Origin of the sequence: Marinococcus sp. PL1-022, assembly GCF_033845285.1 — a bacterium.
Taxonomy (GTDB): Bacteria; Bacillota; Bacilli; order Bacillales; family Marinococcaceae; genus Marinococcus.
In genome coordinates this window covers 3,004,911-3,020,799 of sequence record NZ_JAWXCX010000001.1, presented here as the reverse complement: position 1 = coordinate 3,020,799, position 15,889 = coordinate 3,004,911, and the positions used below count along the sequence as shown (strand labels likewise).

Annotated in this window: 18 protein-coding genes; 16 read left to right on the top strand and 2 right to left on the bottom strand. The window is 47.2% G+C overall.

Annotated elements, in window-relative coordinates:
* Positions 1–113: 113 nt before the first annotated feature.
* The 6 genes from mnmE to SIC45_RS15435 all read left to right on the top strand — a co-directional run bounded on the left by mnmE (position 114) and on the right by SIC45_RS15435 (position 6,862).
* Positions 114–1,490: a tRNA uridine-5-carboxymethylaminomethyl(34) synthesis GTPase MnmE gene (gene mnmE / locus SIC45_RS15460; RefSeq protein WP_319632838.1), complete on the top strand. Its 1,377-nt coding sequence runs from the start codon at positions 114–116 to the stop codon at positions 1,488–1,490.
* A 46-nt stretch (positions 1,491–1,536) separates the two neighbouring features.
* Positions 1,537–3,417, top strand: coding sequence for a tRNA uridine-5-carboxymethylaminomethyl(34) synthesis enzyme MnmG (gene mnmG / locus SIC45_RS15455; protein ID WP_319632837.1), 1,881 nt, complete (start codon positions 1,537–1,539; stop codon positions 3,415–3,417).
* A gap of 128 nt (positions 3,418–3,545) precedes the next feature.
* Complete coding sequence (gene rsmG / locus SIC45_RS15450) at positions 3,546–4,259, top strand: 16S rRNA (guanine(527)-N(7))-methyltransferase RsmG (RefSeq protein ID WP_319632836.1); 714 nt, start codon at positions 3,546–3,548, stop codon at positions 4,257–4,259.
* 117 nt (positions 4,260–4,376) lie between these two features.
* Positions 4,377–5,219, top strand: a complete 843-nt coding sequence (gene noc / locus SIC45_RS15445; protein WP_298786790.1) for a nucleoid occlusion protein — start codon at positions 4,377–4,379, stop codon at positions 5,217–5,219.
* Between the two features lie 40 nt (positions 5,220–5,259).
* Positions 5,260–6,033 (top strand): ParA family protein, encoded by a 774-nt coding sequence (locus tag SIC45_RS15440; RefSeq protein ID WP_298786788.1) that lies wholly within the window; start codon positions 5,260–5,262, stop codon positions 6,031–6,033.
* Entirely contained in the window at positions 6,014–6,862 is an 849-nt protein-coding gene (locus SIC45_RS15435; protein ID WP_298786786.1) for a ParB/RepB/Spo0J family partition protein, read from the top strand. The genes SIC45_RS15440 and SIC45_RS15435 overlap by 20 nt, the downstream gene beginning before the upstream one ends.
* A gap of 77 nt (positions 6,863–6,939) precedes the next feature.
* Here SIC45_RS15435 and SIC45_RS15430 read toward each other — a convergent pair whose 3' ends face one another.
* Entirely contained in the window at positions 6,940–7,398 is a 459-nt protein-coding gene (locus SIC45_RS15430) for a GNAT family N-acetyltransferase (protein WP_319632835.1), read from the bottom strand.
* Positions 7,399–7,681: 283 nt separating this feature from the next.
* Between SIC45_RS15430 and SIC45_RS15425 the strand changes: the two genes are divergently transcribed.
* Entirely contained in the window at positions 7,682–8,392 is a 711-nt protein-coding gene (locus SIC45_RS15425) for a DUF554 domain-containing protein (RefSeq protein ID WP_298786782.1), read from the top strand.
* Here the strand turns inward: SIC45_RS15425 and yyaC are convergent.
* Entirely contained in the window at positions 8,330–9,052 is a 723-nt protein-coding gene (gene yyaC, locus SIC45_RS15420; RefSeq protein ID WP_298786780.1) for a spore protease YyaC, read from the bottom strand. The genes SIC45_RS15425 and yyaC overlap by 63 nt on opposite strands.
* Positions 9,053–9,261: 209 nt before the next feature.
* Between yyaC and SIC45_RS15415 the strand changes: the two genes are divergently transcribed.
* The 9 genes from SIC45_RS15415 (at position 9,262) to rplI (ending at position 15,830) form a co-directional block, all read left to right on the top strand.
* Positions 9,262–9,450 carry a DUF951 domain-containing protein gene (locus tag SIC45_RS15415; RefSeq protein ID WP_319632834.1) on the top strand — a complete coding sequence of 63 codons (189 nt, stop codon included), beginning with the start codon at positions 9,262–9,264 and terminating at the stop codon, positions 9,448–9,450.
* Between the two features lie 154 nt (positions 9,451–9,604).
* A complete protein-coding gene (ychF, locus tag SIC45_RS15410) occupies positions 9,605–10,705 on the top strand; it encodes a redox-regulated ATPase YchF (RefSeq protein ID WP_298786776.1) in 1,101 nt (366 codons plus the stop codon).
* Between the two features lie 138 nt (positions 10,706–10,843).
* Positions 10,844–11,131: a 30S ribosomal protein S6 gene (gene rpsF / locus SIC45_RS15405; protein ID WP_022792961.1), complete on the top strand. Its 288-nt coding sequence runs from the start codon at positions 10,844–10,846 to the stop codon at positions 11,129–11,131.
* Positions 11,132–11,158: 27 nt separating this feature from the next.
* Complete coding sequence (gene ssb / locus SIC45_RS15400) at positions 11,159–11,647, top strand: single-stranded DNA-binding protein (RefSeq protein WP_022792962.1); 489 nt, start codon at positions 11,159–11,161, stop codon at positions 11,645–11,647.
* A 44-nt stretch (positions 11,648–11,691) separates the two neighbouring features.
* Complete coding sequence (gene rpsR, locus SIC45_RS15395; protein WP_022792963.1) at positions 11,692–11,928, top strand: 30S ribosomal protein S18; 237 nt, start codon at positions 11,692–11,694, stop codon at positions 11,926–11,928.
* 152 nt (positions 11,929–12,080) lie between these two features.
* Positions 12,081–12,218 (top strand): hypothetical protein, encoded by a 138-nt coding sequence (locus SIC45_RS15390; protein ID WP_298786769.1) that lies wholly within the window; start codon positions 12,081–12,083, stop codon positions 12,216–12,218.
* Positions 12,219–12,468: 250 nt separating this feature from the next.
* Positions 12,469–13,407, top strand: a complete 939-nt coding sequence (locus SIC45_RS15385) for a YybS family protein (protein ID WP_319632833.1) — start codon at positions 12,469–12,471, stop codon at positions 13,405–13,407.
* 12 nt (positions 13,408–13,419) lie between these two features.
* Positions 13,420–15,390 (top strand): DHH family phosphoesterase, encoded by a 1,971-nt coding sequence (locus SIC45_RS15380; RefSeq protein ID WP_298786765.1) that lies wholly within the window; start codon positions 13,420–13,422, stop codon positions 15,388–15,390.
* Positions 15,387–15,830, top strand: coding sequence for a 50S ribosomal protein L9 (rplI, locus tag SIC45_RS15375; RefSeq protein ID WP_319632832.1), 444 nt, complete (start codon positions 15,387–15,389; stop codon positions 15,828–15,830). The genes SIC45_RS15380 and rplI overlap by 4 nt, the downstream gene beginning before the upstream one ends.
* Positions 15,831–15,889: the final 59 nt, after the last annotated feature.

Genomic DNA, 15,889 nt, shown 5'->3' with positions numbered 1-15,889 from the left:
ATGATATTCTATTTAGTTAGAAGCATATAAGGAAACGACGAAAACGATGCCGAAAAGAGGTGTCGTCCTTTTCGTGTGTCTAAAAGATGAAAAAACCCAGGGAGGGTTGATGAATGGAAACAGATACGATTGCTGCGATTTCCACTCCGAGCGGAGAAGGGGCTATTGCGATAGTCCGCCTGAGCGGAGACGAGGCGCTTGCTATTGCGGATCATGTGTATAAGGGCAAAAAGTCTCTTCATGAAGTGGAAACTCATACGATCCATTACGGGCATATTATCGACCCGGCGGACGGCTCCGTGATTGAAGAATCCATGATTTCTGTTCTCAGAGCCCCAAAAACATTTACAAGAGAAGATATTGTGGAAATTAACTGTCACGGAGGGCTCGTCTCAGTCAATCGTGTCCTTGATAACGTATTAAGTCAGGGAGCACGGCTGGCGGAGCCTGGAGAGTTTACGAAACGGGCATTTTTAAACGGGCGCATTGACCTGACGCAGGCAGAAGGTGTCATGGACCTGATCAGAGCCAAAACCGACCGGGCCATGCAGAGTGCTTTAAAGCAGGTTGAAGGAAGACTTTCCGAACGGATCCGTAAGCTTCGCCAGAAGCTTCTCGAAACAGTGGCCAATGTGGAAGTAAATATTGACTACCCTGAATTTGATGCGGATGTTGTGACGACGAATGTTTTAAAGGAAAATGTAGCGTTTGTCGGCGAAGAGATTGACCAGCTGCTCGTAACAGCCCGGCAGGGAAAAATTATGCGGGAAGGGCTCGGCACAGCGATTATTGGCCGGCCGAACGTAGGAAAATCCTCCCTGATGAATAATTTGGTGCATGAAAATAAAGCAATTGTAACGGAAGTGCCCGGCACCACGAGAGACGTGCTCGAGGAGTATGTAAACGTCCGGGGGGTACCCCTTCGTTTAATTGACACCGCCGGCATACGTGAAACTGAAGATATTGTGGAAAAGATCGGCGTAGAGCGCTCCCGCCAGGTGCTGCAGGAGGCGGAGCTGATCCTTCTTGTCATCAACAGTGCAGAGCCGCTGTCCGATGAAGACCGAGCATTATTTCAGGCAGTTCAAGGCATGAATGTTATTGTTATAATGAATAAAACGGATCTCCCCAAACAGGTGGATGAGGAAGAACTCCGGGAGTATACATCCGGCCGGCCGATCATTGCCGCTTCTTTTCTGAATGATGAAGGCATCGACAGCCTTGAAGAAGCCATCGCCCACCTCTTTTTTGATGAAGGAGTAGAGGCAGCGGACATGAATTATTTGTCCAATGCCCGTCATATTGGGTTGTTGAACCAGGCAAAACGTTCGGTAAATGACGCTCTGGAGGCTGTGGAAATGGGAGTGCCGGTAGATATGGTACAAATTGATATTACCCGGGCCTGGGAACAGCTCGGAGAAATTGTCGGAGAAAACGTGCATGACGGATTAATTGATCAGCTGTTTGCCCAGTTTTGTCTCGGAAAATAGATACATCCGCTGCAGGCGGAGGGTAATACTAGAAGGAGGAACCGTAATGAGTTACAACGGAGGAAATTATGACACGATTGTCATCGGCGCCGGACATGCGGGCGTAGAAGCAGGGCTTGCTTCTGCACGCATGGGGGCAAGTACATTGATGCTGACGCTGAACCTGGACGCCGTAGCGTTTATGCCGTGCAACCCGTCTGTGGGAGGGCCGGCAAAAGGAATTGTCGTCCGCGAAATTGATGCGCTCGGCGGAGAAATGGCGAAAAATATTGATAAAACGCACATCCAGATGCGGATGCTTAATACAGGAAAGGGTCCTGCGGTACAGGCGCTCCGTGCGCAGGCGGATAAGTTTCTTTATCAGCAGGAAATGAAGCGGACCCTTGAGAACACAGATAATTTAACGATCCGCCAGGGCCTGGTGGAGGAACTGATCGTTGAAGATAACGTATGCAAGGGCGTAGTTACTAATACTGGGGCGAGCTACTACGCTTCTTCGGTTGTAGTGACAACAGGCACTTATCTGCGCGGCAAAATTATTCTCGGCGAACTCGCGTACGAAAGCGGTCCGAATAACATGCAGCCTTCCATCAATTTGTCGGACAGCATTAAAGCGCTCGGTCTTGATATGGTCCGGTTCAAAACCGGAACGCCGCCGCGGGTGAACAGCAACTCCATCGATTACAGCAAAACGGAGATCCAGCCCGGTGATGAGCAGCCGAGGGCCTTTTCCTACGAAACGGTGGAATTTATTACCGATCAGCTGCCGTGCTGGCTCACCTATACCGGCGCAGAAACGCATGAGCTGATTACAAACAATCTGCAGCGCTCCCCAATGTATTCCGGTATGATTGAAGGCACTGGTCCGAGGTACTGTCCTTCAATTGAGGACAAAATCGTCCGTTTTAATGATAAACCGAAGCACCAGATTTTCCTCGAGCCTGAAGGCAGAAATACAGATGAAGTATACGTGCAGGGACTGTCGACCAGTCTTCCGGAGGACATTCAATTCGGCATACTCAAAACGATCCCGGGACTTGAAAATGTAAAAATGATGCGTCCGGGTTATGCGATCGAATACGATGCCATTGTACCGACGCAGCTGTGGCCGACCCTTGAAACAAAAACCGTGGAAGGCCTCTTTACTGCCGGACAGATTAACGGTACGTCCGGATATGAAGAAGCCGCCGGGCAGGGAATTATGGCCGGAATCAACGCAGCCCGCAAAGCACAGGGCAGGGAAGGCGTTATCCTGGACCGTTCGGATGCCTATATTGGTGTGTTGATCGATGATCTGGTCACGAAGGGCACAAATGAACCATACCGTCTGTTAACGTCCAGGGCGGAATACCGCCTGCTTCTCCGTCATGATAACGCCGACCTGCGTTTAACCGAAATCGGCCGGGAGATCGGATTAGTTCCGGAGGCCCGCTACGAACGATTTGTGCATAAAAAAGAATCGATCGAGGCCGAGAAAAAACGATTGGAAAGCTTTACCCTGAAGCCGCATGAAGAAATTAATGACATGCTCATTTCCCGCGGCTCTACAGCGATGAAGGAAGCAGCTTCGGCAGCCCATCTGATGAAGCGGCCGGAAATCGGTTATGCGGATGTCGCTCCATTTGCAGACGCACCTTCGTCTATTGCGCCGGATGTAGCTGAGCAGGTGGAAATCCAGGTGAAATACGAAGGATATATTTCCAAGCAGCTTGAACAGGTCGAGCGGATGAAGAAAATGGAAGAGAAGAAAATTCCGGAGAGTATCGATTACCATTCCATTTCCGGTATTGCGATTGAAGCGAGACAAAAGCTTTCAGAAGTACGCCCGCTTTCTGTCGGCCAGGCGTCCCGGGTATCCGGGGTAAATCCGTCCGATATATCTATACTGCTTGTGTATATTGAACAGGGCCGTATGGCAACAACGTAACAGTGCGTGATTAAGCCCCTGCTTACCGAAAGCAGGGGCTTTTTTCAAGATACGCCGTCTTTCTGAGGTGGAGACACGAGGGGATTGGGCGTTGTCGTATTATCCAGTGAAGGGCAGGAAAGAAAAGAATGAGTAAAGAAAAGTTTCCCGAATGGCTTGAAGCCATACATATTTCTTTGGACGATAAGCAGAAAAAGCAGTTCGAGCAGTATTACCAGCTGCTTGTCGAATGGAATGAGCGTATGAACCTGACAGGCATTACTGAAGAACGGGAGGTATATGAAAAACATTTTTATGATTCCCTTACCGGAGCTTCCCTGGCGGCCTTTAAGGCAGAGGGAAGCCTGATCGATGTCGGTTCGGGAGCCGGCTTCCCAAGTCTGCCTCTTAAGATTTGCTTTCCGGAGCTTCAGGTTACCATCGTCGACTCTTTAAAAAAACGCATCGGTTTTTTAGAAGAAATTGTCAGTGAACTCGGGCTTGAAGGGGTGACCCTCGTCCATGACAGGGCCGAGCAGCTCGCACGTCAAAAGGCGTACCGGGATCAGTTTGACGCAGCGAGCGCCCGGGCCGTGGCCAAGCTTCCGGTGCTGCTTGAACTCTGCCTGCCGTTTGTAAAACCGGGAGGTGTTTTCATCGCGTGGAAGGGAGCAAGCGGAGAAGAAGAGCTGCATGAGGCGGAAAACGCCCTGGTAAAATTGGAAGCAGCAGCAGCGGCACCGAAGAAAATGAAGCTCCCGGAAGAACAGAGTGAACGGGTGCTTTTAACATTCGAAAAAAAGAAAAAAACCCCAAAAGCGTATCCGAGAAAACCAGGAACCCCGACAAAAAATCCTTTATAATCACTCACGGCTCATTCGACAACCTTTAGAAACGTGATAGAATGAAAATAGCAAATGTACGAACTCCAGAAGTGAAGCAACAAGGGCCGCAGTTTTTAAGTGAGGTGATATACGGGTATGAAACAGTCTATTCAAAAATGGTTCGGCCTGGGGGACAACCAGGCCGAAAAAAGCGGCATTAATGAACATGAAGTCAAAATGATTCCTATTCATCAGATCATGGCGAATCCTTTTCAGCCGCGTACGATCTTTTCAGATGAAAAGCTTTCGGAATTAGCCCAATCGCTGCAGACGCATGGCCTTTTGCAGCCAATAACGGTCAGAAAGCAGTCCGGCGGCTATGAAATTATTGCCGGGGAAAGGCGCTGGCGCGCGTCGCAGAAGCTTGGATGGAAAGAGATACCGGCTCTGGTGAAAGAATTTAATGATACCCAGACAGCTTCCATTGCGCTCATTGAAAACCTGCAGCGGGAAGCATTAACAGCGCTTGAAGAGGCAGCCGCATACGCCAGGCTGCTGGAAATGAACCAGCTTACGCAGGCAAGTCTGGCGCAGCGGCTGGGGAAAAGCCAGTCCACCATTGCTAACAAGCTTCGTCTGCTGCATTTGTCTGAATACGTTCAGGAGAAGCTGTCCGAAAAAGAAATTACCGAACGGCATGCCAGAGCACTTCTGAAGCTGCCGGAGGCAGAACGCCAGAATCAGATCGTTGATGAAGCCATTGAAAAGGACTGGAACGTAAAACAGACGGAGGATAAGATTGCTGCTTTGCTTGATCCAAAGCCGAAAAAGACAAAGCAGCCGAAAAAACACGTATCCAGGGATACCCGTATTGCCTTAAATACGATCCGGGAGTCGATAGACATGGTGACAAAAAGCGGCATGGCAATCGATACGGATGAAGAAGACTATGATGGTTATTATCAGGTGACCATTCGAATACCAAAATCGAAGCAGTAAATAAGAAGAACAGCAAGGAACTGGGAAAGTAGGTGTATCGATGGCAAAAACTGTTGCTATCGCCAACCAGAAAGGCGGCGTTGGGAAAACAACAACAGCAGTAAACATTAGTGCCTGTCTGGCACATGTAGGACAGCGGGTACTTCTTGTGGACATTGACCCGCAGGGCAACGCCACCAGCGGGGCCGGCATTGAAAAAGGGGACGTTGAAAAATGCATATATAACGTCCTCGTTGAAGACACAGATATTCGTGATATTGTCCGGGGCACTGCTTTGGAACAGCTGGACGTAGTGCCTGCCACCATACAGCTGTCCGGGGCAGAAATTGAACTGGTCTCCACTATTTCCCGGGAAATCAGGCTGAAAAATGCATTGAAGGATGTGGCTGCGCAGTACGACTACATAATAATCGATTGCCCTCCTTCCCTTGGACTTTTAACGATTAACGCACTTTCCGCTTCAGATTCGATTTTAATCCCTGTGCAGTGCGAGTACTACGCTCTGGAAGGACTGAGCCAGCTGCTCAATACTGTCCGGCTTGTGCAAAAGCACTTAAACCATGACCTGGAAATCGAGGGTGTCCTGCTTACGATGCTCGATGCAAGAACTAATCTTGGATTTCAGGTTATAGAAGAAGTAAAAAAATATTTTCAGGAAAAAGTATTCGAAACGATTATTCCCCGGAATATACGTCTCGGGGAAGCTCCAAGCCACGGTCTTCCCATTATTATGTATGACGCAAAGTCTAAGGGTGCCGAGGTCTATTTAGAATTAGCAAAGGAAGTGGTTGCTGGTGGCCAAAGGTCTAGGTAGAGGATTGAACGCTTTTTTTCCGGAAGAAACAGGCGGCAACGAAGATCAAATCACTGCCGTACCAGTACAGGAATTACGGCCGAACCCTTATCAGCCGAGAAAACGATTTGAAGCAGAAGCGATTGAAGAGCTGAAGCATTCTGTGGCGGAGTTTGGTGTTTTGCAGCCAATTCTCGTCCGTAAAAGTATTAAAGGGTACGATATTGTTACCGGGGAACGGCGTTTCCGTGCTGCCTCGGCAGCAGGCCTGAAAGAAATTCCGGCGATCGTAAAGGATTTAAGCGATGAGCGGATGATGGAAGTTGCTTTAATTGAAAATCTGCAGCGGGAAGATCTGAATCCATTAGAGGAAGCCCATGCGTATCAGCGTCTGGTGGAATCACTCGATATTACTCAGGATGAGCTCTCCAAGCGGCTCGGAAAAAGCAGACCGCACATTGCCAACTATATCCGGCTGCTGCAGCTGCCGACAGAAGTGCAAAAGCTTGTTGAGACAAAAGAAATCTCCATGGGGCACGCCAGAACGCTTCTTGGATTGAAAAAGAAAGAGCTTGCGGTGAAGGTAAGCGAACAAATTGTTAAGCAGGCACTCAATGTCAGACAGACGGAAGCACTTGTTCAGCAGATGAACGAAGGTGTTCCACGTGAAACAAAGCAAAAACAGCCAGCCTCTCCTTTCCTGGAACAAAAAGCAGAGGAGCTCCAGTCGTACTTTGGCACCTCCGTTTCTATTCAGCAGGGAAAAAATAAAGGAAAGATTGAGATCGAATTCTTTTCAGATGAGGACCTGGATCGTATTCTTCAGCTTCTGAGCGAAGAAAAAGAATAGAGCAAAGGCTTCCGGTTCATCAGCCGGGAGCCTTTGCTCATTTTTATGGTTCAAAGGATAAAGGCGGGTGAGAAATGTCAGGTATAGGAGGAATGACGCTCAAGCACTACCATTGGATGCCCGTCGGAAAGGCTGAATGTACGGGAAATGACAAACCCGAACGAATGATAAAGATCGATTGCCGGCTGGTTCTTTTCGCTGGTGCAGACGTAGATTAATGTGTCGAGATGGTGGTTTAACAGATATTTCAACAGATAAGAGGCAAAGCCCCGCCGGAAAAAATCCGGATGGACGACGAGTCTTGTGATTTGCAGTTTTTTCTTCTGGTATTCATAAGCAATAAAAGCGCGAGGGACGCCTTCTACAAAGTAGCCAATAAAGGTTTCCTTCGAGGAACGGATAGATTCCACACTTTCATTCAGAGCAGGGATATCAAAATTGTCGATAAGTACAGCTTCTGTATAATAGGATTGCTGCTGCAAAGCAAGTATATTTTTAGCAGTATTGTATTTATGGTTAGGTAACAGGACGATCATCATAATCTCTCCTTAAAATGAAAGAGGCGGAAAGAACGATAAAAGACTTCAGCTATGGAATCTTTGCCGTTTAAGATAGTCCCGCTTCGGTTCATTTTATAGTAAAATATTTAAAGTCCAATTGTTAATGAAAAGAGGACAGTCCATGTGTAGGGGTGCATGCAGTTTTTGAGCAGGAGGGATAAAATTTCGTTCATTCAGGAAGAAATAAAGCGGAAAAGCACACAAATAATAATAAAAAAAATAGAAATAAAGAAACAAAGGGAAAAGGGAGCGGACATTTATGGTGCTGACAGGAACATTGGTCAATGGAGTGACTATTATTATCGGATCATTGATGGGGCTTTTGTTTCACCGTATACCGGAAAGAATGAAAACCACCATTATGCAGGCGCTGGCGTTGGCAGTTGTCCTTCTCGGGATCCAGATGGGGCTGCAGACAGAACAATTTTTAATCGTCGTGGGTAGTCTGGTGACTGGAGCCTGGGCAGGAGAGCGCCTGCGAATCGAAGACGGTCTGGAATCTATTGGCCAGTGGGTGGAAAGACGAATAGGAAAGAGCGATACAGAGAATACAGTAGCCAAGGGTTTTGTAACCGCCACGCTGGTATATGTGGTGGGAGCGATGGCGGTACTTGGGGCAATGGACAGCGGTCTGCGCCAGGAGCATGATGTTTTATTTACAAAATCAATGCTCGATGGATTTTCAGCGCTTATTTTTACGACGACGATGGGTGTTGGAGTGTTATTTTCGTTTATTCCGGTCGTTATTTACCAGGGCTCCATCGCTCTTTTTGCTGTCCAAATTGACAGGCTGGTGCCACAGGAGGCAATGGATACCTTTGTTACTGAAATGACGGCTACCGGAGGCGTGATGATTATCGCTATCGGATTAAAGCTCGCAGGCCTGTTAGAAATCCGGGTAGCCAATCTACTTCCGGCGATACCAATGGTGGCTTTTTTTGTGTTTATCATTCGTCTGTTCGGCGGATGAAGCCTCCCGGAGAAAGCGGGCATGGTCGTCATCATCGTGAAAAGTAACCGCAGGGGTGGTGCTTTCTTCCTCCTGGAGAACGTGCTGCTTTGATATTGAACGGTCGGCGAGGAGAAAGCTTTCTGCTATTAATGAAGCCATCGTGTCGATAGTATACAGCCGGGTATTTTGCAGTACAAAGTATTCCATCATCCCGCTGACATTTACTATGCCGTTAATATGCATGTCTCCCACCATCGGGAGCTTCTTTTTCATTGCAGCTCCCGGAGTCACTCCGCCTTCATTTAAAGTAACCTTCCCTACATTCTGAAGATAGCCAAGACAGGCGTCCACAGCGATTATAAAAGCATGCGGATGCTCTGCTGCAATGCTGGAAAGCGTTTCTTCCAGATTAACAGCGTGGACCGGGTACTGAAGAGTGCCGTATATATAAAAGTTTTCCAGTTGCTTTTCAAGAAGCTTGCTTCCGGTTAGTGGCCCGAGAGAATCTCCGGTGGAGCGGTCTGTGCCAATACAGACCAGGATGATATCTTCATCTGTGACACGCTCCCGGATATGACCGGCAAGGCAATCCGCCAGCTCTCCAGCACTTCCGGGCTCCTCCATGCTGACGTGGCAGTGAGTACGATAGGCTTCACGTGAAACAGATTTTTTCCCCATAGCAGATAACTCCCTTCCAGAATCCTTTCTAAAAATAATTGTATTAGCCTCCTATACCCGCGTTTGGATAAAAATAACTGGCATATTTAAGCAGCAGCCGCCCTAAAACAGGAAGATGACAGTTTAATTGAGGTTTTTGGCGGAGTGCGATAGGATGAAAAGTATCGAAGCATTCAGGTGAAATGAGAAGAAAGGAGAAAATGGAACTCATGGTGGAGAAGCAGCCTTTTGATATCAACAGTATTGTAGAAATGAAGAAACAGCACCCATGTGGGGCAAACCGCTGGAGAATTATCCGGATGGGCGCCGATATCCGGATTAAATGCGAAGGATGCGGGCACAGCGTTATGCTTCCAAGAAAAGAGTTCAGTAAAAAGGTAAAAAAGGTGCTCGAATAATTCAGGTAAAGCTGCTCTTGTTGTCGCAAAAGTGAAATTATACTATACTCAAAGCAATATACTAACGATAAAGAGTTGCTTTTCAGGACAGCTGCGGTTGTCCTCTTTGTTATGTTTAGAGAAATATTAACTGAAAGAAAGAAGGAAATAATAAATGGCTTTAACAACAGGTATAGTCGGACTTCCAAACGTCGGGAAGTCAACATTGTTCAACGCGATCACCCAGGCAGGGGCGGAGTCTGCCAACTACCCGTTCTGCACAATTGATCCGAACGTAGGTATTGTGGAAGTGCCGGACAGCAGGCTCGAACAGTTAACAAATATGTTTCAGCCGAAAAAAACAATTCCTACCGCATTTGAGTTTACAGACATTGCCGGCATTGTCGAAGGAGCGAGCAAGGGAGAAGGTCTCGGCAATAAATTCCTTTCGCATATCCGGGAAGTGGATGCGATCTCCCATGTGGTACGCTGCTTTGACAGTGATGATGTGACCCACGTTTCCGGGAAAATAGATCCGATCCATGATATCGAAGTAATTAACCTTGAACTGATTCTTGCAGACCTTGAAACGGCGGAAAAACGGATGGATAAAGTAGCAAAGCTTGCCAAATCCAAGGATAAAGACGCCATGCAGGAGCATGCGGTACTCGAAAAGATTGTCGAAGCATTGAAGGAAGAGCAGCCCGTACGCAGTCTGGAATGGACCGAGGAAGAGCTGAAAATTGTTAAAGGCTTCCAGCTTCTCACGATGAAGCCGGTGTTATACGTCGCCAACGTCAGCGAAGACGACTTAATGGAAGAAGAAGACAATGAACACGTCTCCCGCGTTAAAGAATTTGCAGCAGCCGAAGGGGCAGGCGTTGTAGTCATCTCCGGGAAAATTGAAGAAGAACTCGCAGAGCTTGAAGGAGAAGAAAAAAGCGAATTCCTTCAGGATCTCGGCATCGAAGAGCCGGGACTCGACCAGCTGATCCGGGAGGCTTATTCCCTGCTTGGCCTGCAGACGTACTTTACTGCAGGTGAACCGGAGGTCCGGGCCTGGACGATCCGAAAAAATACAAAGGCTCCTCAGGCAGCCGGAGTGATTCACAGTGATTTTGAAAAGGGCTTTATCCGTGCTGAGGTTGTCGGATACGAGGACCTGATGCAGGCAGGTGCAATGAACAGCGCCAAAGAAGCAGGCAAGGTAAGGCTTGAGGGCAAGGAATATATCGTTAAGGACGGCGACGTCGTTCACTTCCGCTTCAATGTTTAATTTTTCTGGCTGGAATATTGTAAAAAGAAAGTCAAGCTGATATAATATTAACTTGCGAGTTAAAAACGGATAAGCGTTTTTTGCTCCTTGTTCTTTTCCACCGGAAAAGAGCCGAAGACCAAAAGGAGGTGACGCAGCATGCGGAATTATGAGGTACTTTACATTATCAGCCCGAATGTTGACGAAGATGGTGTGAAAAACACAATTGAACGGTACAACAAAATCTTAACGGATAATGGCGCTGAAATTGAAAAAGTAGACGAAGTAGGAAAAAAACGTCTCGCATACGAAATCAACGATTTTCGTGACGGGTATTACGTTGTAACCTACATTAAAGGCACCGCGGACGCTACCAACGAATTTGACCGTCTGGTTAAAATCGATGATAACGTAATCCGCCACTTAGTTGTTCGTAACGACGACTAATTTCATTAACAATCAGGAGGGGTTTAAATGATAAATCGTGTCGTGTTAGTCGGTCGGCTGACCGCGGACCCTGATCTGCGTTATACCCCGAACGGCGTAGCAGTCGCTAACTTTCGCATTGCGGTAAATCGTCCATTTACCAACCAGCAGGGCGAACGCGAAGCAGACTTTCTTAACTGCGTCATTTGGCGGAAGCAGGCAGAAAATGTGGCCAATTACTTGAAAAAAGGCAGCCTGGCCGGTGTGGATGGGCGTATGCAGAGCCGGAGTTATGAAAACCAGGAGGGCCGTCGTGTAACGGTAGTAGAAGTTCAGGCGGAGAGCGTACAGTTCCTTGAACCGCGTGGAGCATCCGGAGGCGGAGGTTCTTCGCAGGGAGGCGGCTATTCTCAGCAGCAGAACAGCCAGAGTTCAGGTTCAGGCCAGCAAAATCGCGATTCGTCCAATTTAAACGATGATCCGTTTTCGGATAACGGGCAGCCAATCGACATTTCAGATGACGATTTGCCATTTTAAAACCCCTGAGAGCATAAACAATCTTTTATAAAGGAGGATAAACAATGGCAGCAGCAGCACGTCGTAGAGGAAAAAGACGGAAAGTTTGTTACTTCACAGTAAACAAAATTACCCATATTGATTACAAGGATACAGAGCTCTTGAAGAAGTTTATTTCAGAAAGAGGAAAGATCCTTCCACGCCGCGTAACTGGTACAAGTGCGAAATATCAGCGTAAGCTGACCCGCGCTATCAAGCGTTCCCGTCACGTAGCATTGCTTCCTTTTGTGCGTGAGCAGTAAGGATAGCATTAAAGCACCCTTTTTCAGGCCGGATGCCTGGGAAAGGGTGTTTTATTGTGTGGAAACTGGCTGCAGGTTTAATCTGCTTCCTCCCCGGGGTATAAATGAAGTAATCAATGAAGCTTTTTATATACCGGGAAGGAGGTCTTCATATGGACGTTCAGTCTTATATTACGAAAATTAATAAACAGCTTGAAGAACTAAAGCAGGACGATATTCAGGCCAAAGATGAAAACATAGAAGCGGAAGTGCCAAACGATTCTTCTTTCAAGCTGCCGAATGAAGAATAAATAGAAGTTCTGCCGCAGATAAATAAACGGAATAAGGCGCTGACGGTAGTCAGCGTTTTTTAGATATGAACAGCCTTTGACTATTCGGCTGTTCGTCTTTCTTTTTGAAAAGGAATAAGCTAAAATGAACGAATGGAATTTCCATGAAAACGAAGGGATAAAGGCAGTACTGGGATAATGTCGGAGTAAAAGCAATCGGGCGGCTGCTGCACATTTATTTGACTGCCTTTGTAAATGAGGTGAACGTGAAGTGAAAAACGCTAGAAGTGTCGCAGAAGCAGCCGTCTTTAGCGCGGTTTTTCTGGTGCTGGTACTGCTGTTGATCTTTGTGCCGGTCGTGGGCAGTATATTAACGATAGCGATGCCGCTTCCGTTTATTATTTTTGTGGCAAGAAACGGATGGAAGCCGGGCATTTTTATGTTTATCGTCTGTGCGCTGCTTGCCACTCTGTTTACAGGCGGAATTGGTTTTCCGACGGCATTGATATTCGGTCTCGGCGGGATTGCGGCAGGTGCGCTTATTCATCAAAAGAAGCCGGCGTTTGCCGTTTTTGCTGCAGGAACTGTGGCATATATAATCGGCCTGGTTTTATTTTATTTAAGCTCGATTCTTCTATTTAATATTGATCCGATTCAATTAATCCAGCAAACATTGAATGACTCTATCTCCCAGGCGAGAAGCATGATGGAGAGCATCGGTCAGGATACCTCAAATCTGGATGCTTTAGCAGAAATGGTCACGCTGATTCAATATATCGGCCCGGTGCTCCTTATTGGTACAGGCATTATTCTTTCATTTATAACCCAGGTGTTCGCTCATGTTATTTTGAAGCGTGTCCGGATGGACTATCAGCAGTTTCCGGCTTTTCGAAACTGGAGCTTTCCGAGATCACTCATATGGTATTATTTGACGGGTTCTATATTTATTCTGATCGGGCTTGAAGAAGGAACAGCTATGTATATAGTTGTCATGAACCTTTTTCCCCTATTGGAGCTGGCTGTGGCAATTCAGGGCTTTACTGTGATCTTTTATTTTCTGCATGCTAAATCCTATCCAAAATACTACGGGGTTCTCATTATCGTCGGGAGTATATTATTATCAACAATAGCATTATTTTTAGCCCGCATTTTAGGTATAATAGATTTAGGTCTAAACTTGAAGCAACGCATTCAAACCGACACGAAGTAGGGGTTGAGTTACATGCCGAAGTTTTTAATACGGCGGTGGTACGGCTATCATATCGTCGGATTGTTCATATTAGCCGGAATAGCACTTGCCTTTCTCACCTGGTTTCAATGGGAAATAGGGGCGGTAGGATTTATCCTGCTCGGAGCTTTGGCTATTTATGTCATTCAGGCAGAGCGTTCATTTGAAAAAGAGCTTGAACGGTATATATCTACGCTGACCCACCGTGTGAACAAGGCAGGGGAAGAAGCGGTTACTGAGATGCCTATTGGCATCCTCCTGTATGATAAGAATTATCAAATACAGTGGGCGAACCCCTTCATCCTTTCCTATCTGCCGAAAGAATTCATGGGAAAGCCGATCGGTACTGTGTCTGAACGTCTGGCTGCAGCGATTAAGCAGGGGGAAAGCGAAATACACTTAACGATGAGAAATCGTCATTATACCGTGTATATTCACAGCGAAGAGCGGCTGCTCTATTTCTTTGATATGACTGAAACGACAGATATTCAGGCAATGTACCAAAAAGAGAAATCAGTCGTTGCATTTATTTATTTAGATAACTTCACCGAAGTTACCCAGGGCATGGATGATCAGACAAGAAGCCGGCTGATGAGTCATGTGACTACCGCTTTGAATGAGTGGGCGGGGGATCATGACATTTTACTGCGCAGCATCGCTGTAGACCGGTTTATGGCTGTCATGAATCAGGATGCCCTCAACCATCTCGAGCAGACGAAATTTGAACTGCTCGATTACGTACGTGATATTACGAGTAAAGAGAAGGTGACCATCACCCTGAGTATTGGTATCGGAGCTGGGGAGCCGTCTTTGCAGGAGCTTGGTTCGCTGGCCCAGTCCAGTCTCGATCTTGCACTCGGACGCGGCGGCGACCAGGTAGCCATCAAGGAGGCGAACGGGAAAGTGCGCTTTTACGGCGGGAAGTCCAATGCTGTTGAAAAGCGCACCCGGGTACGCGCCAGGGTTATTTCCCACGCCCTGCGGGATTTTGTCCTTGAAAGCGACCAGGTTATTGTGATGGGGCACAAAAATCCGGATATGGACGCGATTGGTGCTGCGATTGGTGTGCTTAAAATCGCTGAAGTAAATAACACAGATGCGTATGTCGTCGTGGATCCGGATGAAATTAACCCGGATGTGAAAAAGCTCATGGAAGAAATCGAAAACCATGAATACCTGTGGTCTCAATTTATTACGCCGTCAGAAGCAATGGATGAAGTGACAAAGCATACGCTGCTTGTCGTTGTGGATACGCACAAGCCATCCATGGTTATCGAGCCGCGGCTGATTGACCGCGTGAATCGTACGATTGTTCTTGACCATCACCGCCGGGGAGAGGAGTTTATTGAAGATCCGGTGCTTGTATACATGGAACCGTACGCTTCATCCACCGCCGAGCTTGTAACAGAGCTTTTGGAGTATCAGCCGAAAAAGCTCAGTATGGATGTGCTTGAAGCAACAGCGATGCTTGCAGGCATTATTGTGGATACGAAAAGCTTCGCCATCCGGACAGGATCGAGAACATTCGATGCAGCATCATTTTTAAAAATGCACGGTGCCGATACGACTATGGTACAGATGCTGTTAAAAGAAGATCTCGATCAATACGTCGAACGGTCGCACCTCATTGAACGGGCGGAGGTTTACCGGGACGGTATGGCTGTTGCCGCCGCTGCGGAAGACGAAATGTACGGGCAGATTTTAATCGCCCAGGCAGCCGACACCCTGCTTACGATGAACGATATCAAAGGTTCGTTTGTGATATCTAAGCGTCAGGATGATAAAATTAGTATCAGCGCCCGTTCACTTGGTGAAGTGAACGTGCAGTTAATAATGGAGGCTTTGGGCGGAGGCGGTCATTTAACGAATGCGGCAACACAGCTGACCGATGCTACGATTGAAGAAGCGGAAAAACGCCTGAAGCAGGCCATTGATGAATATTTGCAAGGGGGCACATCCGAATGAAAGTCATACTGAAACAAGACGTTAAAGGCCAGGGGAAAAAAGGTGAAGTCGCAGACGTATCCGAAGGGTACGCCAGAAACTATTTATTAAAGAAAAACCTTGCCGTGGAAGCTAGCAAAGGCAATCTGCGTGACCTGGAAGCTACGCAGAAAAAACAAAAAGAACGTGAGCAGGAAGAGCTTGAGCAGGCGAAGAAGTTTAAGGAGCAGCTTGAAAAAACGGAGGTGGAGCTTACCGCCAAAGCGGGAGAAGGCGGCCGTCTGTTCGGAGCGGTTTCCACAAAACAGATTGCTGAAAAGCTGAAAAGCATGAATATGAAAGTGGACAAACGCAAAATAGAAATTGACCAGCCAATTCGTTCACTTGGATATACCAAAGTACCGATCAAGATTCATCCTGAAGTCACAGCTGTCGTAAACGTACACGTGACGGAAGAGTAACAGCTGCGTGGATGAAGAAAGAGCCTGTTTCCCCGTCATAAACAGAGGGTAAGAATCAG